Annotated in this window: 20 protein-coding genes and 2 pseudogenes; 10 read left to right on the forward strand and 12 right to left on the reverse strand. The window is 71.5% G+C overall.

What is annotated here, in order from left to right; all coding sequences use genetic code 11:
• Positions 1–51: 51 nt before the first annotated feature.
• From ACIHAA_RS01840 to ACIHAA_RS01850, 3 genes are read left to right on the forward strand one after another with little or no spacing between them, the layout of a single operon-like run.
• A complete protein-coding gene (locus tag ACIHAA_RS01840; protein WP_399811705.1) occupies positions 52–363 on the forward strand; it encodes a hypothetical protein in 312 nt (103 codons plus the stop codon).
• Positions 360–1,373: a WXG100 family type VII secretion target gene (locus ACIHAA_RS01845; RefSeq protein WP_399811707.1), complete on the forward strand. Its 1,014-nt coding sequence runs from the start codon at positions 360–362 to the stop codon at positions 1,371–1,373. The genes ACIHAA_RS01840 and ACIHAA_RS01845 overlap by 4 nt, the downstream gene beginning before the upstream one ends.
• On the forward strand, positions 1,370–2,074 hold the full coding sequence (locus ACIHAA_RS01850) for a hypothetical protein (RefSeq protein ID WP_399811710.1): 705 nt from the start codon (positions 1,370–1,372) through the stop codon (positions 2,072–2,074). The genes ACIHAA_RS01845 and ACIHAA_RS01850 overlap by 4 nt, the downstream gene beginning before the upstream one ends.
• Before the next feature lie 14 nt (positions 2,075–2,088).
• On the opposite strand, the gene ACIHAA_RS01855 is transcribed toward ACIHAA_RS01850, so the two are convergent.
• The 5 genes and pseudogenes from ACIHAA_RS01855 to ACIHAA_RS01875 form a co-directional block, all read right to left on the reverse strand.
• Entirely contained in the window at positions 2,089–3,294 is a 1,206-nt protein-coding gene (locus ACIHAA_RS01855; RefSeq protein WP_399813682.1) for a VWA-like domain-containing protein, read from the reverse strand.
• A gap of 134 nt (positions 3,295–3,428) precedes the next feature.
• Positions 3,429–4,150 (reverse strand): annotated as a pseudogene (locus ACIHAA_RS01860) (sigma 54-interacting transcriptional regulator); the annotation flags it as partial.
• 91 nt (positions 4,151–4,241) lie between these two features.
• Positions 4,242–4,625 (reverse strand): VOC family protein, encoded by a 384-nt coding sequence (locus ACIHAA_RS01865; protein WP_399811712.1) that lies wholly within the window; start codon positions 4,623–4,625, stop codon positions 4,242–4,244.
• A 202-nt stretch (positions 4,626–4,827) separates the two neighbouring features.
• Positions 4,828–5,826, reverse strand: coding sequence for a hypothetical protein (locus tag ACIHAA_RS01870; RefSeq protein ID WP_399811714.1), 999 nt, complete (start codon positions 5,824–5,826; stop codon positions 4,828–4,830).
• 212 nt (positions 5,827–6,038) lie between these two features.
• Positions 6,039–6,686 (reverse strand): hypothetical protein, encoded by a 648-nt coding sequence (locus ACIHAA_RS01875; RefSeq protein WP_399811716.1) that lies wholly within the window; start codon positions 6,684–6,686, stop codon positions 6,039–6,041.
• A 656-nt stretch (positions 6,687–7,342) separates the two neighbouring features.
• Between ACIHAA_RS01875 and ACIHAA_RS01880 the strand changes: the two genes are divergently transcribed.
• The 7 genes from ACIHAA_RS01880 (at position 7,343) to ACIHAA_RS01910 (ending at position 14,021) form a co-directional block, all read left to right on the forward strand.
• Positions 7,343–8,692, forward strand: coding sequence for a phenylacetate--CoA ligase family protein (locus ACIHAA_RS01880; protein WP_399811719.1), 1,350 nt, complete (start codon positions 7,343–7,345; stop codon positions 8,690–8,692).
• 7 nt (positions 8,693–8,699) lie between these two features.
• Complete coding sequence (locus tag ACIHAA_RS01885) at positions 8,700–9,782, forward strand: Gfo/Idh/MocA family oxidoreductase (RefSeq protein WP_399811721.1); 1,083 nt, start codon at positions 8,700–8,702, stop codon at positions 9,780–9,782.
• Positions 9,779–11,020: a hypothetical protein gene (locus tag ACIHAA_RS01890; protein WP_399811723.1), complete on the forward strand. Its 1,242-nt coding sequence runs from the start codon at positions 9,779–9,781 to the stop codon at positions 11,018–11,020. The genes ACIHAA_RS01885 and ACIHAA_RS01890 overlap by 4 nt, the downstream gene beginning before the upstream one ends.
• A 64-nt stretch (positions 11,021–11,084) precedes the next feature.
• Positions 11,085–11,951 (forward strand): phytanoyl-CoA dioxygenase family protein, encoded by an 867-nt coding sequence (locus tag ACIHAA_RS01895; RefSeq protein ID WP_399811725.1) that lies wholly within the window; start codon positions 11,085–11,087, stop codon positions 11,949–11,951.
• Complete coding sequence (locus tag ACIHAA_RS01900) at positions 11,948–12,601, forward strand: ATP-binding cassette domain-containing protein (protein WP_399811728.1); 654 nt, start codon at positions 11,948–11,950, stop codon at positions 12,599–12,601. The genes ACIHAA_RS01895 and ACIHAA_RS01900 overlap by 4 nt, the downstream gene beginning before the upstream one ends.
• Positions 12,598–13,326, forward strand: coding sequence for a hypothetical protein (locus ACIHAA_RS01905; RefSeq protein ID WP_399811730.1), 729 nt, complete (start codon positions 12,598–12,600; stop codon positions 13,324–13,326). The genes ACIHAA_RS01900 and ACIHAA_RS01905 overlap by 4 nt, the downstream gene beginning before the upstream one ends.
• A complete protein-coding gene (locus ACIHAA_RS01910; protein ID WP_399811732.1) occupies positions 13,323–14,021 on the forward strand; it encodes a hypothetical protein in 699 nt (232 codons plus the stop codon). The genes ACIHAA_RS01905 and ACIHAA_RS01910 overlap by 4 nt, the downstream gene beginning before the upstream one ends.
• Here ACIHAA_RS01910 and ACIHAA_RS01915 read toward each other — a convergent pair.
• From ACIHAA_RS01915 to ACIHAA_RS01945, 7 genes and pseudogenes are all read right to left on the reverse strand, one after another.
• On the reverse strand, positions 14,011–15,885 hold the full coding sequence (locus ACIHAA_RS01915; protein ID WP_399811735.1) for a BTAD domain-containing putative transcriptional regulator: 1,875 nt from the start codon (positions 15,883–15,885) through the stop codon (positions 14,011–14,013). The two genes, ACIHAA_RS01910 and ACIHAA_RS01915, sit on opposite strands and share 11 nt — an antisense overlap.
• Before the next feature lie 393 nt (positions 15,886–16,278).
• Entirely contained in the window at positions 16,279–17,265 is a 987-nt protein-coding gene (locus ACIHAA_RS01920; protein WP_399811737.1) for a winged helix-turn-helix domain-containing protein, read from the reverse strand.
• 33 nt (positions 17,266–17,298) lie between these two features.
• A complete protein-coding gene (locus ACIHAA_RS01925) occupies positions 17,299–17,790 on the reverse strand; it encodes an EF-hand domain-containing protein (protein WP_399811740.1) in 492 nt (163 codons plus the stop codon).
• A gap of 231 nt (positions 17,791–18,021) precedes the next feature.
• Positions 18,022–19,179 carry a magnesium and cobalt transport protein CorA gene (locus ACIHAA_RS01930; RefSeq protein WP_399811743.1) on the reverse strand — a complete coding sequence of 386 codons (1,158 nt, stop codon included), beginning with the start codon at positions 19,177–19,179 and terminating at the stop codon, positions 18,022–18,024.
• A gap of 366 nt (positions 19,180–19,545) precedes the next feature.
• A pseudogene (locus ACIHAA_RS01935) lies at positions 19,546–19,883 on the reverse strand (trypsin-like serine protease); the annotation flags it as partial.
• 325 nt (positions 19,884–20,208) lie between these two features.
• Positions 20,209–23,019 carry an AAA family ATPase gene (locus ACIHAA_RS01940; protein WP_399811746.1) on the reverse strand — a complete coding sequence of 937 codons (2,811 nt, stop codon included), beginning with the start codon at positions 23,017–23,019 and terminating at the stop codon, positions 20,209–20,211.
• Between the two features lie 217 nt (positions 23,020–23,236).
• Entirely contained in the window at positions 23,237–24,076 is an 840-nt protein-coding gene (locus ACIHAA_RS01945; protein WP_399811748.1) for a LuxR C-terminal-related transcriptional regulator, read from the reverse strand.
• Positions 24,077–24,180: the final 104 nt, after the last annotated feature.

Genomic DNA, 24,180 nt, shown 5'->3' on the forward strand with positions numbered 1-24,180 from the left:
CGTATGATGGCGCGTCGGTTGTGCGATCAGGGGCGATGCGGGGAAGCTGCGGTGGAACAAGGATTCCGGGTCCATCCGGGCGCGTTGACGTCCTACGAGCAGGTCATCCAGGACCAGACCGACCAGCTCGCGCAGATCTGGCCGAGGCTGGAGTCGGTGCCCCTGTCGTCGGAGGACTTCGGCAAACTGCCGGACGCACACAACCTCTACGAGGCCTACCAGGAACATGTGCAGGCCGAGCGGGAGAACTTCGCCGACCTGCTGGAGCTGCTGCACGACACCTGCGAGGGCCTGCGGACCACGGCGGCGAACTACGAGAGCCAGGACGCGCACATCGAGGCCTCGTTCGGGGGCGGGCAGTGAACGGCGGCACGTTCCAGCAGATCGGCGACGCGTACAAGTGGACGCGGGACTTCATCGAGGAACCGATGATCCCCCTTCCGCAGATCGACAATCCCGTCGCGGACGGCCTGGACGCGGGTCTGGACAGCCTCGTCAAGGCGGCCCTCGACTCCACCGGGCTGATGGACAGGCTGGAGGAGGTCACCGGCAACCTCGCCGGACTCACCGCGGCCTCCCAGGAGTGGCAGGCCCAGGCGAAAGCGATGCGGGCGGTGAGCACCGCGCTGCGCGAGGGCGGCGGCACGCTCGCCGGGCAGTGGGAAGGCACCGCGTCCAACGCGTTCGGCACGCACATGGGCCAGGTGGTCGAGGCCATCGACGGCACCGCCAAGGACATGGACGAGGTCGCGCAGATCATCAGCCAGGCGGCGGCCGCCTGCCAGCTCGCCGAGAACCTGATCATCGAGATCATCCGGGAGGCGATCGAGGCACTGATCGTCTCCCTCGCCGCGATGGTCGCGATCGACATCCTGACCCTCGGCCTCGCGACCGCGGCCGACGCCCTCGTGGCGGATGCCGAGATCACCGTGTTCATCAAGCGGGTGGAACAGGTCTCCACCGATCTGGCGAAGACCCTGGAGGACTTGCAGGCGGCGGTCCGTAAGATCAAAGAGTCCGGCAAGTCCTTCCGGACGATCAAGGACGGCCTGAAGGCGGCGCACGCTGTGAAGAAGTTCGGCGGTGGGATCAACCAGGCCAAGATTGCCGGGCGGATGGTCCGCTCCCCGTCGCTGGCGAACCTCGGGGATTTCGCGGCCGCCCGTGCCACCCAGGCCGTGTTCGGCGTCCCGAAGGGCGTCGTCGCAGGCGGCATCGGAGCGGTGATCGGCGCCGACGGCCCGGTGAGCGCGGTCACCGACGAGCTGAGCAAGGACACGGCCGTTGATGCCCTGACCGGCCAGCTCGACGGCCGCAGGGACGAGGCTCCCTACCGTGTACCGAAAACACGCATCGAGGAGGACTTCGGATGAAAGCCCACCAGTACGGCCCGCCGGAGCCCGTCTTCGAACCGCGCATGTGGGATGGCGGCTCCTATGCGCCGTTGGTTGCACCGTGGTTGCATCCGCATGAGCGGCTGCTCGGGATCGTCAAGGTGGAGCTGAGCACTCTGATCCGCCGCAGACTGCCCCGCAAGGTGCGGCCCGGCAAGCACGCAACAGGCGTACTCGGTGCGATGGCCGGTGCCTTCGAGGCCGTCCTCTCGATCGCGGAAGCCTTTGAGTTCGTCGATTTCGGCATCACCCGCACCATTCGGCGTGTCGTGCGCGGGGCCGGTCTCAAGGGCGGATGGCAGAGCCTGGCGGGCCAGTTCGCGATCGCTGTGCGCACGGGACCTCGCACCCGCTCCTCGAGCAACTATGACAACAAAGATGCGATCATGGTCTTCACCGAATCCAGGATCCTGGTGATGGAGACGACCTTTGCCAGGGGGCCACGGCCCAGCAATCTTCCACCCGAGCGTCAGCATCGGGAAGCCCAGTGTCTGGGCGAGATACTGCCGGAACAGCTTCGAAGCGTCGAAGTCCGGCACACATCGCTCTCGGAACGTGTAGACCTGCACTTTTCCGACGGGTCCATGGCGGCGGTAGACGTCGACAAGGATCAGGTCCAGGCCCTGGAGGCACTGAGCCAGGGCATCGCACCGCCCCCGCGTCCGGACCGCGGCAGGTGAACGCTGCCCGGGGCTCAGCCGATGGTGACGACACGTGCCCACGGCGGTGGGCCGTCCGGGACGTAGTCGGGGTTCTCCTCGTCCACGCGGCGGGTGCGGCGCGGGAAGAGTCCGACCACGGTGCGGCACGGCGGTGGTGCGGAGGGCCACGGAGTCTGACCGTCCGTCAGGGCCACGATCACATCCGGGCGGGGGCGGGATCTGAGCGCCCGGGCGAAACCGGAGCGCAGATCCGTACCACCACCGCCGACGAGTGCGATGTTCTCCGCGCGGCAGAGCGGTACCGCGACCCCGGCCGCCGCGTCGCAGGAGATCACCGAGACCAGATCGCGTCGGCCGCCCACCGCCCGTGAGATCGCCGCCACCTCCAGCAGCGCACTGCCCAGCTCGGCGTCGCTCACCGACCCGGAGGTGTCGATCACCACGCTGACCCGGGGTGGCGTACGGCGCAGACTCGGCAGCACCACCTTGGGGACACCGGCCGAGCGCCGGGACGGACGCCGGTAGCTGTGGTCCTCGCCCGCCCCCGGCGCGCTGGCCGCCGAACGGACCGCTGCCCCCAGCAACTGCCGCCACGGCTGCGGCGGATGGAACGCCTCCTCCGCCCATCGGCGCCATCCCTCCGGCGCGTCGCCGGGCCGTCCCTTGATGCCCTCGGCGACTCGGAAGCGTACGGCGTCCCGCTGCTGTCTGCTCAGCCCCTGCCCACCGTCGGGCCCCAGTTCCCACGGCCGTTCCTGTCCGTCGGCACCGCTGCCGCAGTCCAGCCAGGCCAATTCGGGAGTGATCGCGGACATCGACACCATCCCCAAGTACTCCTCCGTCAGCAGCTCTTCGGGCAGGCTCAGCAGCGACGGCAGTACCACCCCGGCGGGCAGGGGCAGCCCGTCACCGTAGATGTCGTCGTTGATCTCGAAGTCGGCGGCGATGTTCCGCCGCAGCCGCGCGCCCGGACCGTACTCCTCGTGCTCGCGTGCATACACCTCATCCCGGCCGTGGTGGTCGCGCAGCAGGTGGGACACCTCGTGCACCCAGACACCCGCCAACTCCTCCACCGGGGTCCGCGCCACAAAGCCGGGGGAGACGTAGCAGCGCCAGTACGAGTCCACCGCCATGGTCGGCACCGACCGGTCCTCCACCACATGCAGCGCGAAGAGCGCGTCGGCCAGATAGGGGCGGACCTGCACCGCGTGCAGCCGGGCGGACAGCAACTTCGCCATGTCCAGCGGGAGTCGGGGACCTCCACCCGACGACTCCGGTACGTCGGCCACGTCGGCCATGCCGGGCCGCCCCGTGCGCGGCGGCGCGGGCCGGGGCACGGGGAACGGGGTGGCCGGCAGCCTTCCGGCACCCTTCATCGGCCCGCCCCTGTCGCCGTACGCGAGGCGCTCGCCGATGCCGCTGCCCGCCGCACCGACCCCTCCGCCCGCCGGGAGAGGCCGATCACCTCGGTCAGCCGCTCCACCGCCGCGGGCACCTCCCAGTCATCGCGCCGCAGCGCAGCCAGCGCCGTCGCCGGGGCGACCAGCAGGTCCGGGGCGCCGGTCTCGCAGGCCCGGACCAAGACCGCCCAGGCCGCCTCCCACCGCTCCTGCCGCGGCCGCGCACCGACGGCGGCCACCACCGAGCCAGCCGGGGCAGCTCCGCCCGCGGCCAGACGCCGCCCAGCCCGCGTACCACCACCTCCCGGTCGTGCACCCAGTGCAGATGCACGAACCGGTTCGCCAGCGGCGGGCTCAGCTCCCATCCGTCCGCCGCCGACGCCCGCGGATTGGCCGCGGCCACGATCCGTACTCCCGGCGGCAGTTGCAGCGCCCCGACCCTCCGCTCCAGTACGACCCGGAGCAGTGCGGCCTGGACGGCCGGGGTGGCCGTGGAGAGTTCGTCCAGGAAGAGCAGCCCCCGCCCGGCCAGCACCAGCTCAACGGCCCATTCCGGCGGCGCCATCGGCACCCCCTACACCGCGGGGTCGTCGCCGACGATGGGCAGACCGGAGAAGTCGGACGGCTCGTGGACACTGGCGACCACCGTCGTCAGCGGCAGCTCCAGGGAGGCGGCGAGCTCCTGGCGGCCCGCATGCGCCGTGTCGGCACGGAATGCTGACCGACCGAGGGCGCGGGGTCTCAGGTCATCCGGAACCCGGCGCGCCGATTCCGGGCGCCAGGTCTTACCGGTCTCCCCCGATGATTTTCGCCTGGAGCTCGGGCTTCCACTGGACGTACTCGACTTGGCAGCCGTCCGCGTGCCGAGCGAACAGGTAGGAGCCCGTAGGCCCTTCCACGGGGCCGTAGGTGACCTCGCCGCCGAATGAGGCAAGTAACGCCTGAACCTCGGCGAGGTCACTGACGACGACCGTCGCGGTTGCGTCGGGAAGCTCGGCGGCAGCGGCTCTGCTCCCTGCGATCACCAGGAAGTTGCCTATGGCGCCCACCTCCACCCCGCCGATGCTGAACCGGATGTGCACGTCCTCACCGACCAGTTCGACCAGCGGCGGCAGAGCCTTGTCCAGGTCCTCGCTCCACAGCCGGGCGTATGTCTTGAGAATGGCCATTTCAAACTCCCGTGCCTACGTCGGATGTGTGCACACCGTACGAAGGCCCGCGATGACCGGCAAGAATGTGCTCTCGGGTGAGAGCGGCTCACCGGACGACTACGAGGAAGCCCCACGTCAGCCGACGTATGGCGACGGTCCGCGCAGGGAGGCGGCCCGGTGAGCGGACCGGACCGCCTTTGTCTGCCCTTACCGCTCGTTGTCAGTCGCCGGGGTCGTGGGCCGTGCCGTCGTCCAGGACGATGCTGATCGTTTCGCCCTGACCGGTGACGTCGGTGAGTTCGGCCTCGATGCGGCGGTAGGAGGTCGTCGCCAGGGCCCAGTCGCCTTCCAATGGGGTGGCGTCGGAGCGGGTGTTCCACAGCTCGATCAGCAGGGCGATGAGGGTACGTCCGGACAGGACAGTGCGAACGCGGCCCTCCTTGATGTCCTCCACCGCGGGCGGGGTACGGAAGTGCCCGTGGTGGACGGCCCGTGCGGCGAGCCACTCCCAGGTGTCGCGGTGCGCGACGAGTTCGGCGGAGGCGACACCGGCGGCTCGCAGCAGCAGAAGTCCGTGGGCGATGCGCGGATCTTCGGGACCGGTGCTGGACGGTTGCGGCGCGGCGGCCGCGGCCCCTGCCGGGGCTTGCGTGCCGCGGTAGGCGGACTCGATCGCCTGCTTGAGGACGAGATCCTTGCCGCCGCTGCCGGACAGGGGCTGCGGCTGCTGGTCGATGGTCGTCATGGTGTCCCCCTGCTCATCGGTGCCGGGCTCGGTGCGAGGGTGAGTGTCGGCTGCGGACTCGGAGCCCGGCGTGTGCCCGGTCGATGCGGCGGAGTCAGCGGGCAGTACGTCCTCCGCTCTCGGTGAGGGGGTGGACGGCCCATCGCCGGTGGCTGATGATTCGCCTCGGCCGACGCTGCTCGGAAGCGGATCGGCGTTGCGCAGGACGTCGGCAAGATCAAGAAGCTGCCGCAGTTCAGCCCGGGTGTCGTTCAGGTCGTTGATCAACCGGTCCTGGCGGCGGCGTACTTCGCGGTTCTCCTCACGCAGCCCGGTGACGCCGCCTTGGACGGCCTCAAGGATCTTCAGACGGCTCTGTGTGATCTCTCCGCGCAACGCCGACAGCCCGACCGTCGGATCATCGAGTCGGTCGAGTTGCTTCCGGCCCTCCCGCAGTTCCCTCATCGCATCGTCGAACGCCTGTTTCCACCCCACGTGCCCCCCTGGTCACCTTTTGTTCATGACCGCCCGTATCTCCCCACACCGACGTCGCATGATGCGGCGATTTTCGGACCTTCAGGAGTGGGGCTGCGCTCGGAGATGCTGCCGTACTGCCCCGGTAGTTTGAACAGTTGCACCGGCGCGCGCCGCCGGACGCTCCCCGTGCCGTTGCGCGGAGAGCGTGGCGGCATCGCCGCAGCGTGCGGTCACGCAAGAGCCAGGCAGCCGATGCCGGTCCAGGATGTGAAGTCCCGGTAGCCGTGCACAACGGCGTAACCGGCCTGCGCATAGCCGGGGTTCTGGTAGCGGCAGGCCGCGCTCAGATCGATGCGCGCACCGGCGCCGCCGTTGCCGCACATCCAGCCGTCCACGTTGTGCACCGCGTTGTAGGCGTCCCCCAGCCCGACGGAGTGACAGTAGCCGGACAGGTCGAGGCCGCCGCTCAGGTCGATCCGCTTGTTCACCGCCCCCTGGCACACCCATCCCGTGGGGCCGGAGCGTTCGTGCTCCTCGTAGACACCGATGCCCTTGGCCACCGCGTCCGCGTACTGGTACTGGCACGCCGAGGTGATGTTCACCGGGCCGCCGCCGTTGCAGGACCAGCCGGAGGCGCTCGCGGAGTTCTGGACGGCGTTGGGGTGTCCCACCGAGCGGCAGTAGGCGTCGAGGTTCACGGCGCTGATGACGGTCAACTCGGTCGACCTCGGGGCCGGGGTGGCGGTCGCGGCGGCGGCCGGTCCCGCCGGGAGCAGGACGGCCGCAGCGAGCGCCGCAGCGCCGGAGAGGACGCCGATCGCTCTGTGCAGGGAGCCGCGGGCTCTGGTGCGGGCGGGGGACGGGACGGTGTTCGGCATGGCGAGGTCCTCTCCAGAGGGAAGGGGTGTGCGCGGTCCGGCGGTACAGCAGCACTTCCGGGCGGCATGCCGTGCGGCCCTGTCTGCTGCCGGTGCCGTCGTGGCCGGTACCGGTGCCCGCACCCTAGGGATGAAGCCGACCGCAGCGGTACGCGAGTTCCGGCCAAGGCCCCGAGGGGCAACTCAAGGCCCTGACAGGCAACTCACGGACCGGACGGGCAACTCAAGGTCCTGACGGCAATCCTCGTGCCCGCGCCCTGGTGCGCCGGACATCGCCTCGCGGAAGCAGGTCGGCCCCGCCCCACCCCCACCCCCGTTCCCGCCCCCACCCCACCCCCTCCCGAGCCCGCACCGCAGACCGCGCCCCCGCCGGACGGCTGCCCGCAGCAGCCGTATATCAGCTGCGGAACGCGCGTAGACCGGCCGCGGATCGGCGTGGGCGAAGCTTCTGCGTGTCGGGGGGAACAAGCGCCCCCGATGAGCCGGAGGAGGTGAATTTCGATGACCATCACCCTGAAGGAGGCCGCCTGAGTCGGCCCATGACGCGGCAGGTGCGGGCCTCCACTCGAAGGCCCGCGCCTGGCCTGCGCACTGCCTGTCAGGGCACTGCTGCTCGCCGAGCCTCCCCGGTGGCCGGTGTCGAGAACGACGGAGAGATGATGACTGGTCACCACTGGTGGCACAACGCCAGCCTGCGCACCGCGGCGGCAGTGGGTGAAGGGTGGCGGCTCTTTCAGACGGTGTACCTGCCCGGCGAATACGACCGGGAGACGCTGGAGTTGATCCGGCGCGAACGGCTGGCCGGTGCGCTGCACCGCGCCGCCCTCACCTCCTACTTCGCCCCGCACCTCGCGAAGACGCCGGTCCTTCCGGAGCAGGCGGAATCCGTCCTTGCCGGGCTGCCGGTCCTGGAGAAGGAGGTGCTGCGCCACTCGCCCGAGGCGGTCACGACCGGGCTGGTGGACGCCTGGGACGAGCTGCGGGTCCACACCTCGGGCACCACGGGCGACCCGGTCTGGATCACCCACGACGACTCCCGGCTCACCGAGTCGGCCGCCACCAACCTGCGCTTCCTCGCGGCCTACGGACTGAGCCCCGGCCTCCGTATGATCCGCGCGACCGCCGACCCGGCCCATGCGCCGGTGGCCTTCGAGACGATGCACTACCTGGGGGGCGCCCTGGTGCTCCGCATCAACGTGTCGTCTCTCTCCCCGCGGGACACCCTCCATCTGGAGCGCCTGTGCGCGGACTTCAAGCCCGACATCCTGTGGGGCCAGCCGCTGGAGGTGCTGCTGGCCGCACTGCGGCAGCAGGAGGGAATGCTGCGCCTGCCGAAGCTGTCGGCGGTGTTCACCCATGGCGACAGCTTTGACGCAGGCACCCGCGAAACGATCACCCAGGTCTTCGGGTGCCCCCACTACGACCAGTACGGGCTACAGGAGTTCGGCAGGGTGGGCTGGGAGTGCCCGCAGAGCCCGGGCACCTACCACGTGGAGGAGGAGCGGCTCGCGGTGTCGGTCGACGACGACTCGCACATCCTGATCAGCTCCCTGACGAACCGCGCGATGTCACTGCTGCGCTACCGGCCCGGTGACCGGGTGCGGCTGCTGCACGAGCCGTGTCCCTGCGGGCGTCCGCACGCCCGGATGACCGGCCTCGCCGGCCGCAAGCGGGCGCTGATCGCGGACGCCGACGGCACCCTCGTCAACGTCAAACGGGTGCGCGCCGTCCTGGACCGCACACCGCTGCACCGCTGGCAGGTGCGTCAGCAGGAGGCCGGACGGCTGGAGGTGCTGATCGTCCCCGTCGACCCGGCGGACGGAGCGCGTACGGCCGAGGAACTGAGGGGTGAACTCGCCGGGACGGTCAAGCTGGACGAGCTGACCGTGCGCCCCGTCGAACTCGTCGAGCTGGCCACGGCCGCCGGAAAGGCGCCGCAGTTCCGCCTGTTCACCACGCAGCACACGCTGAGCGACGCGGTCGCTCAGGGTACCTCCCCCAGGTGAAGCGGGGATGAGAGTCGCGATTATCGGAATCGGCAGGATCGGTCGGCTCCATGCCGGGAACCTGCGTGCGGCCGGACATCGGACGGTCACCGTCGACCGCGCGGCGGACGCGGACTTCCGTGACGTCCGCGAGCTGCCGGACGCACTGGTGGCACGGATCGACGCCTGGGTCGTCTCGACGCCGACCCGCCTGCATCTGCGGACGCTCCGGCAGATCCTCACCCGTGCTCCCGCGGCGCGGGTGCTGCTGGAGAAGCCGGCCGTGATCCCGTCGGAACTCGCCGCCCTCACCCGGACGCTGGACGAGCATCCCGGTGCCCGGGTAGTGGTCAACAACGTCTACGCCCACAGCGCTCCCGTGCGCCATCTGGCCGGGACCGTACTCCGGTTGAGCGCGTCCGATCCGATCGCGCGGATCACCGTCGAGTTCACCAAGAACCGGCTGTCCGACGTCGCCGCGGGCCGCTTCGTGGACAACGACTACGGCGAAGTCGGCTACGAGTGGTTCCACATGCTGGCCATCCTGCGGGAACTCCTCAGCCCCGAGGACTACCGCGCGTATCTGGACACGCCCGGGCCGCGCATCACACGCGAGGTGCGGGTCGGCGTCGCCGGGCGAGGGCTCCCGGACATCGAACTGTACTCATCCATGTGCGGCCGGGTGGGCTTCCCGCGGCTCGCCGGTCCCTACTTCGCCTCCGCGGCCGTGCGGCACGAGATCGCGACGGGGGCCATCGGGTACGGGACCGATCTGCGCTACCGCTTCGCCGACGTCGAACTGGCCTCCGGCACACGGTGCTGCCTGGTGTACGAGCCGTACTACGCGGCCAGGGACGCCTACAAGAACACGCACGCGGTGGTGGTCTCCACGGGCACCGGCGTGGACGTCACCACGGTGGCCGAGAACCAGCTCGCGACCGCGCTCGCAGCCCAACTGCGCGCACTGACCTCGCCGAACGGCGGCACAAACCGCCTCTACCAGGCAGAACACGCCCATATGGCAAGGCTGGCCGCACAACTCGGCCCGTACGAGGCGACGGTGCCGCATCCCGCGGCACTCGCCGGAGACATGAACGGAGCAACCACATGACGATGACGCCGGATTCGGACCTCTCCACCCTGCTGCGGCTCAGCCCCGACCTCTTCTACGAGCTGGGCGACGGAGCCGCCGGAGTGGAGACGCACCGCGAGCGGATCCACCACGCGCTCCGGGACGACGCCCGGGCACGCGAACTGTTCGCCGCCGCCTGCTGCTTCGAGTCCCCCTACGGCGAGAGCTGGATCCACCAGCAGGGGGACGGCTCGCCGTATCTGTCGCTGGAGCTGGCCGCGACCGCGCTCGACCTCACCGGCTACCGGTCCCTGCTCGTACGGATCGTGCTGTCCACGTCGGCCTCGCTGCCCTACGACTACCGGGCACTGGCCGCCGAACGGCTGCTGGCGGCCGGGTTCGAGGACCACCGCGCGCTCCTGGAGGAGGCCGCCGCCGACGCGGTGTCCCCGCGCATGCGGGACCTGCGCGCCAAGGCCCTGATCCGCACCGACGGCATCGATCACCTCTTCGACATTCCCGGCCAGGTGGAGCAGCGTCTCGCCCTGCTGGCCCGCGCCGCCGAACTGAGGACGCGCGAGACCCGTTCGCTGCTCGCGGCCCGGGTCCTGGCGGGCGGTCTGCGCGAGAGCGGCAACCGCCCCGAGGCCCTGGCGTCGTCCCATCTGAGCGCGCGGGCCGAGCAGCTCATCGCCGAGGACACCGGCTGCGACATGGTCGACGCGCGGGACTACCTGGTGCCCTGGGACCAGGTGGTCCCGACCGGCGAGGTGCCGGGTGCCGAGCTGACGCTCGCCGAACTGCTCCGCATCGTTCTGCTCTGCCCGGAGTTCAAGCTTCCCGACGCGACGGTCAGACCGGCGCTGATCGCCTTCTACCGTGCGGTCCTGCGGACCTCGGGCCGGTCGATCATCGGCCTGGGCGCGGGGGTGTTCCACGTCGAGCACGGCACCGCCGCCTACCCGTCCTACTTCTATCTGGGCCGGGACGCCGTCCTGGGGAAGGGGTGCGTCGTGGACTGCGTCGGCGGCGCCGTCATCCAGCGCGGCAGCTTCCTCGGCGGCGGCTTCATGCCGATCCTCATCCACACCCACAAGCACGTACGCGCGCAGGGGGAGCCGGGGGTGGCCGAGCGCAAGCAGGTGCTGCCGTGTGTGTTCGCCGCCGAGGCGGGTGCGCGGCTCCCCATGTCCGCCATCGGCCTGTTCGAGACGGCCGACCATCTCGACACCACGGTCACCCCGTTCGCCGGGATCCGCGCACTGCCGCTGGACTGACGACGCCCGGGAAGCCCCCCCGCACCCTGCGCCGTACCCACTCGACTCGCCCCAGGAAGACGAAGTGACAGCACCGATCCCCGCTCCCCCCGGATTCGACCGCGACGAGTGGGAGACCTTCGAACGCGACGGCATATTGATCCTCGAAGACGTCCTCGGCGCCTCCGAGATCACCGCACTGCGCGACATCGTCGACACCCACGCCACCAAGACGCGCCAGGGGAACATCGTCGCCCTGGACGACCGGTTCGTGCCGCTGATCGACCATCCGCAGCACATCGGGCGGATGTTCGATGTCTACGGAGACATGCTGAAGCTCCTCTCCAGCGAGTTCTTCCGGCGCGAACCCGGCCAGACCATCCGGAACAACTGGCACTTCGACGGCCCCAGGCTGCTGCCCTTCAGTGTGTTCGGCAACCGTGTGCCCCTGCGCATCAAGGTGGGCTACTGGCTCACCGCGCTGCCCGAGAAGGACATGGGCAACCTCGTCTACATCCCGGGCAGCCACCGCTGGGACCACCTGCCGCAGTACCACACCCATGAACCCCACCCGCAGGAGAAGCGCCTGACGGTCAAGGCCGGTGCCATGACGCTCATGTGGGGCGGCCTGTGGCACCGTGTCGACGCCAACCACAGCCGGACCACCCGCCGCAACATCTTCCTGGAGTACGGCCCGTCCTGGCTGGTCGCCAGCGACCGGGTCATCACCGACCCGCGATGGGCCGCCGGGCTTCCCCGGGAACGCCGCATCATCCTGCGGGCCTACGACGACCAGAACCTGTGCGTCAAGCCGCCGGCGGAGGACGTACCGCTCTATCTGGAGCGCGGCGAGGAGCCCGCCCCGGACCCGGAAGGCGCCCGCTACGCCGACCATGTGCCGCTCGAACTGCGCAGGCGCACCACCTGGGTGGAACGGCAGACCCAGGAGTGAGCCCCCTGCTGGAACTGGCGGACCTCTGGTACGCCTACCCCCACGCGGCCGGGCCGGACCCCGTTCCGGTGCTGCGGGGGGTGAGCGCCGAGGTCCACGAAGGGGAGACGCTGAGCATCGTCGGCGGCAACGGATCGGGCAAGAGCACCCTGTTGAAGATCCTCGCCACCCTGCTGCGCCCGACCGCCGGGGAACTGCGCCACCGGGGCCAGCCGATCGGTGCCGTCCCGGCCGCGTACCGGGCCGATGTCAACTATTCCGCGGGCGCCCCGCTCGGCTTCTACCCCCGGCTCACCGCGGCGGAGAACCTCCGCTTCTTCTCCGGGCTCAAGGGCGGCAGCCTCACCTCCGGCCAGGCGGGCGGCCTGCTGGACCGGGTGGGGCTCGCGGACCAGGCCGACGTCCTCTACGCGCGGTTCTCCCTCGGCATGCGCCAGCGTCTGCACCTGGCCCGGCTGCTGCTTGAGCCCTCGGCCCTGTGGATCGTCGACGAGCCCACCAACGGCCTCGACACCGACGGGGTACGCCTGCTGGAGGACCTGCTGCGGAACACCCCGGACCGGACCAAGGTGATCGTCAGCCACGACCGGGAGTTCCTGCACCGGACCGACGCCCGCACCCTGGTGCTGAAGGAGGGGCGAGTCGTATGACGCGCTTCGCCCTCCTGCTGGTCCGGGTGCAGTGGATCGACCGCCGGGCCACCTCCTCGTTCCTGATCGGCATCACGTTGCAGACCGCGGTGCTCACCCTCGCGCTGGCCCGGCGGGCGACCGGGCCGGAACACGCCCTGGTGCTCGCGTGCCGGGCGGCCCTGCTCACCTGCGTGACCATCGTCCTGCTGTCCGCGATGTCCAGCGTCCAGAACGAGTTCCGCTACGGCACCATGGAGAACGTCCTGCTCGGGCAGGTCTCCTTCGGACGGCTGCTGGGCCTCCGGTCGGTCGCCTGCGCGGTCGTCATGTCCCCGGCGCTCTGTGTGCCGTTCGCCGGTGCGGCGGTGGCCTTTCCCTCCGTGCTCGGGCCGAGGACCCTGCTCCTTGTCGCCATGCTCTATGTGTGTCTGGCCGCGATCTGCCATCAATGCACCCTGCTGCTCTGCCAGTTCACCCGCCCGTCCGCCGCCGTCCCCTGGTTCCGGCTGGCCCTGCTCGTCGTCGGCCTGTCGGTAGTGCCCTTCCCCGGCGCCCAGCAGACGGCCCGGCTGCTGCCGACGGGCTGGGTCATCGCCTACGCGTCGGGCACCCGGGCCGCCGTTGCGGTGCCGATGTTCCTCGCCACCGTGTCCCTGTGGACCTGCGCGGTGTGGCTGACCTGCCGCGGCCGACTGCACCGCAGCATCGAACGCAACCTCGTCGACGGGCGGGCGGCGCTGTGAACACCCGCGGTCTGGCCCGTCTGCTGCTCGTCAGCCGGATACGGCAGGAGGGCGCCTCTCAGTTCCTCCTCAGAGTCGCCCCGCTGAGCCTGCTCAACATCCTGCTGCTCTTCGCGATCTTCACCACCGCGGACGGCCACGCACTCGATCTCACCACCTTGACCCTTCAGTACGGCTACTTCATCCCGCTGACCGCGTTGTCGGCAGCGGTCGGTACCTGGGAGGTGGAGCTGATGGCCGGGGTCGCGGAGGAGTTCCTGCTGCGCCCCTCCCGTGGGCTGCGGGCCCGGCTGCTCACCAGCCCGGTGGAGGCACTTCCCCCCTTCGCCCTCTTCACCGTTCTGCTCCTCCTCGCCCCGCTTCCTCTCGCCCAGCGCCTCGCGCACCTGGCGACGGCGACCGGGATGCTGGTGGTCTTCCTGCTGCTGGGCACGGCTCTCGGCTACTGCTTCGGCTTCCGGCACGAGAAGTCGGTGAACAACTTCCTGGCGTCGCTCACCTGGGTGCTCGGCTTCGGCCCCGGCCCCTTCTTCGGCGCCCGGGCGGACGGCCCGGCCCGTCTGTTCCCCGGCGGCTACTCGATGGACGGCGACTTCGGCGCGGAATGGATCAAGCTCGCCGCGTTCACCCTCCTGGCCGTCGGCCTGCTGTACTGGGGCAGCAGGCCGCGGCGGCAGCGGGCCTTCACACGGTGACGCACCGGACCCGGGGGATCCTGGGCGGCAGCGCCCGGGCGAAGGCGCGGACGAGCGGGTGGAACCGGTAGTCGCCGGGTGACGCCGACTCCAGCAGGGCCGCGTCCGTCAAGGATTCGAGCAGGGCCCGGGTCTCCTCGCCGGACAGGGAGAGAGCGGTCGCGGCGTCCCCGGGCCGGATCAGCGGCGCGTCGAGTGCGGCCAGGCGGCGCAGGGCGTCGTCCTGCCACTCGTTCAGAAGGCGGTGACTGCGTGCGAACGAGGCGGTCACCGTGGTGGGTCCATGGCCCAGTTCGCTCAGCCGCAGCCGCTCGTCCTCCAGCCGGTCCGCCAGGTGCGCCACTTCCCACGCGGGCCGTGCCGCCAGCCGGGAACCCGCTATCCGTACCGCCAGCGGCAGGTTTCCGCATGCGGTCACCAGCCGCCGCGCGGCCGGTGTCTCCCGTCCGAGACGTTCCTCGCCGACGATCCGGCCCAGCAGTTCACAGGACTCCTCGATGCCGAAGACGCCCAGGGGCGCGTGCCGGACCACCGCCAGCCCGGTCAGATGATGCCGCCGGGTGGTGACCACCACCGCACACCGGGCCGAGCCCGGCAGCAGCGGCTCGATCTGGGCGGCGTCCCGCGCGTCGTCGAGCACCAGCAGGACTGCCCGGTCCTCCAGCACGCTCCGGAACAGCCGGGCCCGGTCGGCACACTGCGGCGGGACCGCGTGCGCGGGTATTCCGAGTGCCGTGAGGAAGCCGCCCAGTGCCTCTCCCGGATCGAGTGCCTCCCTTCTGCTGCCCCGGAGATCGACATGGAGGCTGCCGCCGGGGAAGCGGTCCTTGACGCGATGCGCCACATGCACCGCGAGCGTGCTCTTGCCGACCCCTGCCATTCCGCTCACCGAGACGACCGGCAGGGCGTGCGGCGGCCCTTCGGCCAGGATGGCGCACAGTTCCGCCACCAGTGTCCGGCGCCCACTGAAGTCGCTGACATCGGGCGCCAGTTGGGCGGGCCGTACCGTGCCGCCCCCGTCGGCCCGGGAGAGCGTCCGCTTCACCGACCAGCCCTCACAGGCGAGTTCCGCCAGCGATTCGGGCAGATGCGGCGCGGCCAGCGTGCGGTCGTCGGCCAGGACCCGTTCATGCAGCGAACGCAGTTGCGGGCCGGGCTCGATGCCCAGCTCTTCCCCCAGGACCCGGCGTGCCCGTGCGAACACCGACAGCGCCTCGGCCTGGCGCCCCGCGGCGTACAGCGCCCGCATGAGTGAGCCGTAGGGGCCCTCCCGGAACGGCTGCTGCTGGGTGAACGCGAGGAGTTCCGGGATCACACGGCCGTACCGGCCCAGTGAGACATCCACGGCCATGCGCTTCTCCTGAAGGGTGAAGCGCAGTTCGCCCAGCCGTTCGCGCTCGGTCTCGGCGAACGGGCCGGGCACCCCCGCCAGGGGGTCTCCGTGCCACAGTGCCACCGCCTGCGCGAGCAACCGGGAACACTCCTCCACCCGGCTGCCGTGCTGCGCCTGCGCCGCACTGTTCACCAAGTCCTGCACACGATGGGCGTCGACATGTTCGGGATCGACCGTGAGCCGGTAGCCGTCGCCCACGGACTCCAGCAGTTCCGGCCCGACCTGACGCCGGATCTGCCAGACATGCGTGCGCAGGATCCGCGCCGCGGAGAGTGGCGACTCATCGCCCCAGACATCGGTGAGGAGCTGGTCGAGACAGACGACTGCTCCGCACCGCAACAGCAACGCGGCCAGTACCGCCTGCCGTTGAGGAGGCCCGCTCGTGACCCGGTCGCCCCCGACCTCGACGGTCACGGCCCCCAGCACCCGGAACCGCGTGGGCTCCGCCGGGCCTTGTGGAATCTTGCTCATTGACTTCGCTTTCCGTACTGCCCGAGATGATCACTCGGTTCCCCATCCGCCGCCGCTCCCGGCAGTCCCGTCCCCTCCTGGCCGGTGAGCCGTCCGACGACGTGCTCGACCCGCGGGCATGGTCACTGCCTCGTCGATGGTCCGGGTGAGCACGTGTGGACGACGTCCGTCGTCGGCGGTGGTCACCAGCCTGGTGCCGACGTCCCGGATCCGGAAGGCGGCTCCCCGAGGACACCCTCGATCATCGATCGTGCGTGGAGCCCTCGGGCACGGACCGCGCCGTTCTGGCACACGACAGGATCGCGGTAACGCTGCGTTGCCCACCAGCTATTAGCCACTGGGCCTAATGGTGAGACCCGGGACCGCAGGTTTCGATCCTCCCCGCCCGTCGGCTCAGGGCTCCCCGCAGCTCAGCAGCAGCTCGTGCCCGAGCGCGGTGAGGCTGTGACGCACCTGCCGTCCTTCACGCTCGGTGATGATCACACCGGCGGTGCGTAGCGCGGCGGCGTGCGCGGACGCGGTCGGCGCGGTGACGCCGAGGCGGCGGGCGAGTTCCGTCGTGGTGCAGGAGGACAGTCCTACGGCGTGCAGGGCGCGCACCCGTGCGGCGCTGATGAGGGTGGGCAGCCCGTGGGCGCGAGGCCCCGGTGTGTCCGCGCCCGGTGACCTGCGGACCGGGTAGCCGATCATGGCCGGGCGGTCCGGGTCGAGCAGGAGGGCGACGCCGTCCTGGAGGAAGAGGTTGGGCTGTAGTTCGAGCCCGCGGCCGCCCAGTTCGTGGGCGGGGACGGGCCAGGGCGCCGCGTACCGCAGGGTGCCGTCGTCCTGCCAGAAGAGGTGCGCATGGAGACCGTCGAGCATGGCACCCTGCCCCGCCTCGGCGTAGACCCGCAGATGGTGCATGACATCGGCCTGGAGGCGGCGCTGGATGTCGGGCCAGTCGGCGGCGAGGCAGGACCGGAAGAAGGACCAGACGGCGTCGGTGATGCGCCGTAGCTCCCGTGTCCCGCCGTCGCGCATCTCCCGGACGATGCGCGGCAGGCCGGGCGCGGAGCCGTAGAAGGCGAGGTCGCGCCGGACGAGGGGTTCGGGCAGGGCCAGCAGGGCGTCGAGTTCGTCGGTGAGCTGTCGGCGGGTGGTGTCCACGTCCGCGCAGAAGAAGTCGGGGACGGACTCGCTGTGGGCGTTGATCAGGTCGAGCAGCGGGGCGGCGCGGTGCGGCACGTTCCGCCGCACCCCGCGCCACCAGCGATCACGACGGAGCGAGCCACCGACGCAGTGGTGTTCCGATGATGCGATACCCGCGATGACGTGCATGATCGGGGATATGCCGTGCCGGACATGCGCCATGTCCTTGATGTCAAATCTGAGTTCGAGCATGGATGCGGGTGTGCTCCCAGGTGGCCCGGTGTGTCAGTCGGTGAAGACGGCGAGGAGCCACTGCTCGGGGGCCGGGTCGGGGGACGCGAGGAAGTGAAGCATCGCGGTGCGCAGGTCGGCGTTGGTGAGCGAGCCGTCGTTGTCACGGTCGAGCTTGGGGAACTCGTCGGCGGCCGAGAGGTTGTGGGCCTTGAGGTACTGCTCGAACTCGCTCTTGCCGACCTTCCCGTTCCCCTCGGTGTCCATGAGGCGGAAGGTCGCGTCCGCGGTCGCGGTGAGATAGGCGGGGATCGTGTCGACGCTCTTCCCGACCACGGCCCGTTCGATGTACGCGAGCAGCTCGTCCTTGCTCACCCTGCCGTCCTTGTTGGCGTCGGCGGCCGTGACGAGGTTGCGCACGAGGTCCGCGGTGACCGCGGTCTCCGGGCGCTGATCCTTCCGCTGGCCGTTTGAGGTGATGTAGCCGGACCTGTCGGTGTCGAGGCGGTCGAAGAGCTGGAGGACCCGCATCGTGTACGCACCCATGGTGGGCACCGTCCTTCCGTGTCGGACTTCCGTGTCGGAGTGTCGGCCAGGCCGTGATCCGCCGACGAACCTAGTGGCCGCCCGGCCCGCGGTGCGGTGGCTCAGCGCCGGGGCCACCCGAGGGGACGGACGCCGGGCCGCGCCCCCGGGCGGACGGCGTATCCGGCACCGCCGAGGCGCCTGCCGGGGTGCTGGACGGCTCCTGCCGGACCTCGTGGACGGGGCCAGGACTCAGAGCCAGTCCTTGCGCTTGAAGATGAAGAACAGACTGGTGCACACGATCGCCATCAGGACGATGGCGAAGGGGTATCCCAGCGCCCAGTGCAACTCCGGCATCTCCGTGAAGTTCATCCCGTAGATCGTTCCGACCAGGGTCGGGGCGAAGAGGATGGCCGCCCAGGAGGAGATCTTCTTGATCTCCTCGTTCTGCTCGAAGCCCGCCTCGGCCAGGGCGCGCATCTCCGCGTTCTGCTGCTGGGTGACGAGGGTGGCGTTGACCGTCAGGATGTCGGTCAGGGCCTGGCGGAAGCCGTCGACGCGTTCGCTGGTGTGGGTGACATGGTCCGCGACGTCCCGCAGATAGCGCTGGAGTTCGTCGTCCGTGCCGTACTTGGTGAAGCCCGCCATCAGGCCGTGGAGCATGCCCACCAGGGGGCGGGTCGCGCGCTGGAACTCGACCACTTCGCGGGACAGTTCGTAGATGCGGCGGGACACCTCGGGGTCGCCGCGGAAGACCTCGGTCTCGATCTCGTCGATGTCGTTCTGCACCCCGGTGACCACGGGCGCGTATCCGTCCACGACCGCGTCCAGGATCGCGTACAGCACCGCCTCCGGGCCCAGCTTCAGCAGCTCCGGCGACTCCTCCATACGGCGGCGGACGGCCGACAGGTCCGGGGCCGCGCCATGGCGGACGGTGATCAGGAAGTCGGGTCCCACGAACACATGCAGCTCGCCGAAGTCGACCTCCTCCGGGGCGTCCAGATAGCGGGCCGCACGCAGCACCACGAACAGCGTCTCGCCGTAGCGTTCCAGCTTCGGGCGCTGGTGGGCCTCCAGCGCGTCCTCCACCGCGAGCGGGTGCAGATCGAATTCGGCCGCCAGGGAGAGCAGCTCGGACTCGGTGGGCCGGGCGAGGCCGATCCAGGCCATGCCGTCCGGGTCGTCCCGCAGCTCGCGGAAGGTCTCGGCCAGCGAGTCGGGGGCGGAGATGCGGACGCCGTCCCGGTACAGGGCCGCCTGGACGACGCTGCCCGTCTCCGCCGGGTCCTGGGGTGCCGGGTCGGACCGGGAGGCCGGTGGGTCCGCGGCCGGTGGCGTCGTCGGATTCTGGGCTCGGCGCCAGACCGGCCTGCGGCCGTTGGCGGCTGGGCGGGCGCGGCGCTCGGACATCGCGGCTGCCTCCCGGGTCGAACGTACGTCTACTGATCTCGGGCAGGATATACCGGGCAAACAGTGCGGTGGTGAGGTGCGTCCCAGGATTCGGTGAGAAGGGGGAGGGTGAGGAGGGGGAGGGCGAGAGGGGTATGGGGGCTTCGGGCGTCCGGCGGCCGGAAAAGAGCCGTGGGGGGGGGCCGGGGGGGGGGGGCGGCGGCGGGGGGGGGGGGGGGCGGGGGGGGGGGGGGGGGCGGGGGGGGCCGCCCCCCCCCCCCCCCCCACCCCACCGGGTGGGTTGCGGCCCGGGCGTTGCGAACCGCTCGTGGAGGCCCGCAACGCCCCCCGGCTTCTACCTGAGGGTTGCTCAGGAGCCTGCTGGGGCTACGAGGTGACCGGTGCGGTCACCGGCGAGGAGACGGTGGTGACCCGGGTGCGGACACCGGGTGCACCGCCTCCGCGCAGCCGTTGCCCCAGGAAGTGATCCCTGCCAGGACGCCCCCGATGAACAGGGGACCGCCGCTGTCGTCCTGGCAGGTGTCCACGCCGCCGGACGGGTGTCCGGCGCAAACCATGTCGGACGTGACGCCGTCCGAACCGTAGGAGCTCTTGCAGCTGGAGTCCGGCACGACCGGGACCGTGGCGGTGCGCAGCCGCTGGGAGGAGCCGCACTTCTCCGGGGTGGCGCCCCGGCCGACGATCCGCGCCGTGGCGCCGACCGCTCCGGGCAGTGCGGCCGCGGTGGCCGTGTGGGCGGCGGCGACCACCGGTCTGGCGCGGGTGAGGCCGGACATGAGTCTCCTCGTGGGGTTGCCGGTGGGGGGTCGCACGGGTGGGGGGTGCTGCACGTCGGTGTCGGCCCGTCCCGCTCGAATGGCCGTCGAGAGGGGTGGGGACCGGCCCCGGTGTGCCCGGCGAGCGGCACGCCCTTACGCTAGAAGCCGCGCCCCTCCCTTCCCAATGAGGGAACCCCCTAAGGGAGTTGAGCAGGGATAACCCTCGGTCTGCGCGCGTAAACCGGTGGCGCGGTACGTCGGCCGAAAGCGGTCAGGCCGAGTGGTGCCCCGCCGCCAGCCGCACGATGTCCACCCGCGACCGGATGCCGAGCTTGCGGTAGACCCGGGTGAGGGTGGCCTCCACGGTCTTCACGCTGATGAACATGCGGGCCGCGATCTCCCGGTTGGTGGCGCCCTCCATGACCAGCGCGGCGACCTGCCGCTCGGTGGCGGCCAGGGTGTCCAGGGCCGCCGCGGCCAGGGGCGGCTGGGCGGCCCCGGTGACGGTGGCCGTCTCCACCTGCCGCAGCCAGGGCATGGCCCGGCAGCGGCGGAAGAGCCGGGCCGCCTCGTCGTAGGCGGAGGGGCCGGGTTTCGGGGCGCGCAGACCCGCCAGCGCATAGGCGGCCCGCGCCTCCTCCAGCCCGTGGCCCAGCTTGCCGAGCTTGTCCTGAGCGGACGTCAGCAGCCTTTGTGCGAAGTCGAGTTCGCCGCGTGCGGCGCGGGACAGTGCCTCGGCGCGGTCCAGTACCGCGAGCACGCTCTCCCGGCCGAGCCGCCGCGCATGGGTGCGGGTGGTGTCGATGACGTCCTGCGCCTCGGCCTGCTCCCCGATGCGCACCAGAGCCTCGGCGAGATCGCCCTGCCAGCGCCCCCGGGCCGGGTCGGTGACCCCGAGCCCCTCCTCCAGCTCCCGGACCCGGCGCAGCGACACCGCGGTGCCCGCCGCGTCCCCGGCCACCAGCTGGGCGTGCCCGAGGGCGGCCAGGGCCCGGGACAGATAGAGCACGTCGCCGTCCTCCTCCGCGCGCCCCACCGCCTCCCGGGCCAGTGTCAGCGCCCGCTCCACCTCACCGCCCGCGGCCTCCGCGAGCGAGGTCAGCATGGCGCTCGCCCCCTCGCCGATGCCGGTGTCCCGGGCGAGCCGCAGACTCTCCCGGGCCAGGTCCAGGGCGCGTCCGCAGTGCCCGGCCCGCAGTTCGGTCTCGGCGAGCCCGCGCAGGAAGTGCACCTCGGCCTCGGCCATCCCGCGCCGCCGCACCTCGCGCAGCAGACCGCTGATCGTCTTGCGCGCCTCGGCCAGCTGATCGCTCATGATCAGCCAGCGGAAGCGTGCGGAGCCCGCGCCGTTGTGGTCGCACGCCACCCGGGGGTCCTGCGGCTCCCGCAGGGCCCGCTTGATGGTGGCGGGCGCGTCCGGGTGCCCCATCAGGGTCTCGGCCTGCGCCTGGAAGGCCAGCGCCAGCAGCTCGCTGCGCCGGTCCCGGGCGCGGGCCGCGAGATCCGCGGCGAGCGCCCCCTCCTCCCGGGCCCGGTCGAAGTCGCCCTCCACGAGCAGCGCCCGCCAGGCGAGTTGGTAGTGCACCAGGGTGAGCAGCCGGGGATCGTCGCCCGCGTCCGTGAGCGCCTGCGGGAAGACCGCATCGACCTCGGCCATGGCGTGCCCGGCCGCGTCGATCACCACCATCCACGCCCGTACCCGGTCCGCCGGCTCGGTCGCCTGGGCCAGCACCTCGTGGGCGATGTCCCGCGCGAAGTCCGTTTCTCCCGCGGTCAGCGCGTCCTCGGCGGCCTGGAGCCGCCGTTCGTCCGCGGCGGGCACGGTGCCGGGCGGGGTGTGCCGGGCCGCCAGCAGTCCGAGTTCCGCCGCCACCGACGGCGCCCCCCGGTCCCGGGCGGCGGCCGCGGCCTCCCCGAGGCGCCCGGCCACCTCGGGGTCGGTGCCGGTGCTGGCGAGGGCGAGATGCCGGGCCCGCTCGATGGGGTCGCCGGCCGCCGACGACAGGGCCGCGTGCGCGTCCCGCCGCTCCTGTGCGCTCGCCTGCGCGTACAGGGCGGCCGATATCAGCGGATGCGCGAACCGTACGCAGGGCGCGTCCCGCTCCGTCACCAGCAGCCCGAGCGCCGCGGCCTGGGCGGTCTCCGGCTCCGCGTTCGACCGCCCCGCGGCGCGCAGCAGGGCCAGCGTGGGCCGGGCCCCGGCGCTCGCCACCAGCAGGGTGCGGCGCGCCTCCGCGGACAGCGCCTCCAGCCGGTTGAGGACCAGCGCACGCAGCGAGGTCGGCACCGGAAGCGGCTCTCCGGGGCTCGGCGGTGTGGTGCTCTCGAAGAGGGCGCGCCCCAGCTCCAGTGCGAAGAGCGGGTTGCCGCCGCTGGTGCGGTGGATGTCCCGGACGGTGGAGCGGGGCAGCCCGGTGTAGCCGCGGTGGTCGAGGAGCGCGGCGACCTGGGCGCGGGGGAGCGGTCCCACCCGGACGGCGAGGGTGCCCGGCGGGGCGGTGCCCAGATAGCGGTCGTGCTCCTGGCCCTGGGGTTCGGTGTCGGTGCGTACAGCGCACAGCATCTGCACCGGGGTGCCGCCGAGCCGCCGTGCGGCGAAGCCGAGCAGTTCGGCGCTGGCCGGATCGAGCCACTGGAGGTCGTCGGCGACGATCAGTACGGGGCCGCGGGCGGCCAGTGCCCGCAGGGTGGAGAGCACTGCGAGGCGCAGCGCGAGACCGTCCCGTTGCAGGGTGGACTCGCCGCGGCCGGTGAGGGCGGACTCCAGGGCGGTGCGCTGGGGGGCGGGCAGCCGGTCGGCGACCTCGTCGACGACCAGGCCGAGCAGGTCCGCGAGGGCCAGGAAGGGGAGATGGGATTCGGACTCGGTCGCCGAGCAGCGCAACACGGTGCGCACCGCTTCGCCGTAATCCGCGGCCAGCGAGCGCAGGACGGTCGACTTTCCTATTCCGGCCGGGCCGTGCACCAGCACGCTCCCGCCGCCGGTGAGTTGCTCATGCGCTCCCGCGAGCAGCTCCTCCCGGCCGATGACCAGGTCGGGGCGGGGTCTGGCAGGCTCCTTGAAGTCCCGTCGCACGGTCACCGCTCCCCTCCGTGTGTCGTGTCCTGGCCAATATTAGGCAACGAGGCTTTGAATTTCGGACAGCCGGTGAGGTGAGGCACATAACAAGGCGGCGGTACGAGGTAATTCTGTGGCGGCCGAATGAATGCGGCCCGGCAATCACGGAGTGCGCAAAAGGTGCGGGTGAGTGCCAATTCACCGGTAACCGGTGCAGATACTGCCAGATGGCCGCCCTGCTCTAAGGAAGCACCCCGGCACGCCGCGCGGCGACCACCGCCTCCCAGCGTGTGTGCGCCCCCAACTTCCGCATGGCGGACCGCAGATACCCCTTGACCGTCTCCGGCTGTAGCCCGAGCCGCTCCGCGGCCGCCGCATTGGTGGCACCGGCCGCCACCCAGGTCAGCACGTCCACCTCCCGCGGCGACAGCCCCGCGCTGCGTTCCGGGGGAGGGCAGCAGGCCGCGCCCGCGAGCCGCCCGCACACCGCCAGCAGCTCCGCCCGCAGCGCCGGGTCCTCGGCCCGCTGGGCCAGCGACCTGAGCGTGCCGTGCGCCTCCCGCACCTGCTCCCAGGCCGCACCGGACGGCGCCCCCGCGGGCTCCCGCACCGCCGTCGGCACCGCCCGCGCCTCGTCCCGCGCGACCAGCGCCTGTTCCACGTCCCGCGCCGCCGCCACCGCCGCGCCCAGGGTGCGGTCGCCCAGCGGCTGGGCCGTCCGCAGCGCGCCGTAGAGCACACCGCGGACCCTGCGCCGCACCACGAGCGGCACCGCGAGCACGCTCCGCAGGCCCTCCGCCGCCACCGCGCCGTCGTACTCGTGGCTGATCTGCCGCGAGGACGAGTAGTCCGTCACCGCACACGGCCGGGCCAGCGCCACCACCTTGCCGCCCAGGCCGTTGCCGGAGGCGACGGCCAGCGACCTGAGCGCCGTCGTCGTATTGCCGCTGAGTTCACTGATCCTGATCTGCGGCCGCCCGGGCTCCACCAGGCCGCCGAAGGCGACCGGCAGTCCGGTGGCGCGCCGCAGCCGCACCAGCGCCCCGCGCATCTCCAACGCCTCGGCTGCGTCTGCTGCCATGTGCCCGTCCCCTCGTCGCGGCGCACCCCCGTCCGGGGGTGGTGAGACCTGCGTCACGGATTACACGATGGTAGGTGGCTGTCCGGCAATGAGGAGGACACGTG

Source organism: Streptomyces sp. NPDC052040, from assembly GCF_044548405.1.
In the GTDB taxonomy this organism is placed as follows: Bacteria; Actinomycetota; Actinomycetes; order Streptomycetales; family Streptomycetaceae; genus Streptomyces.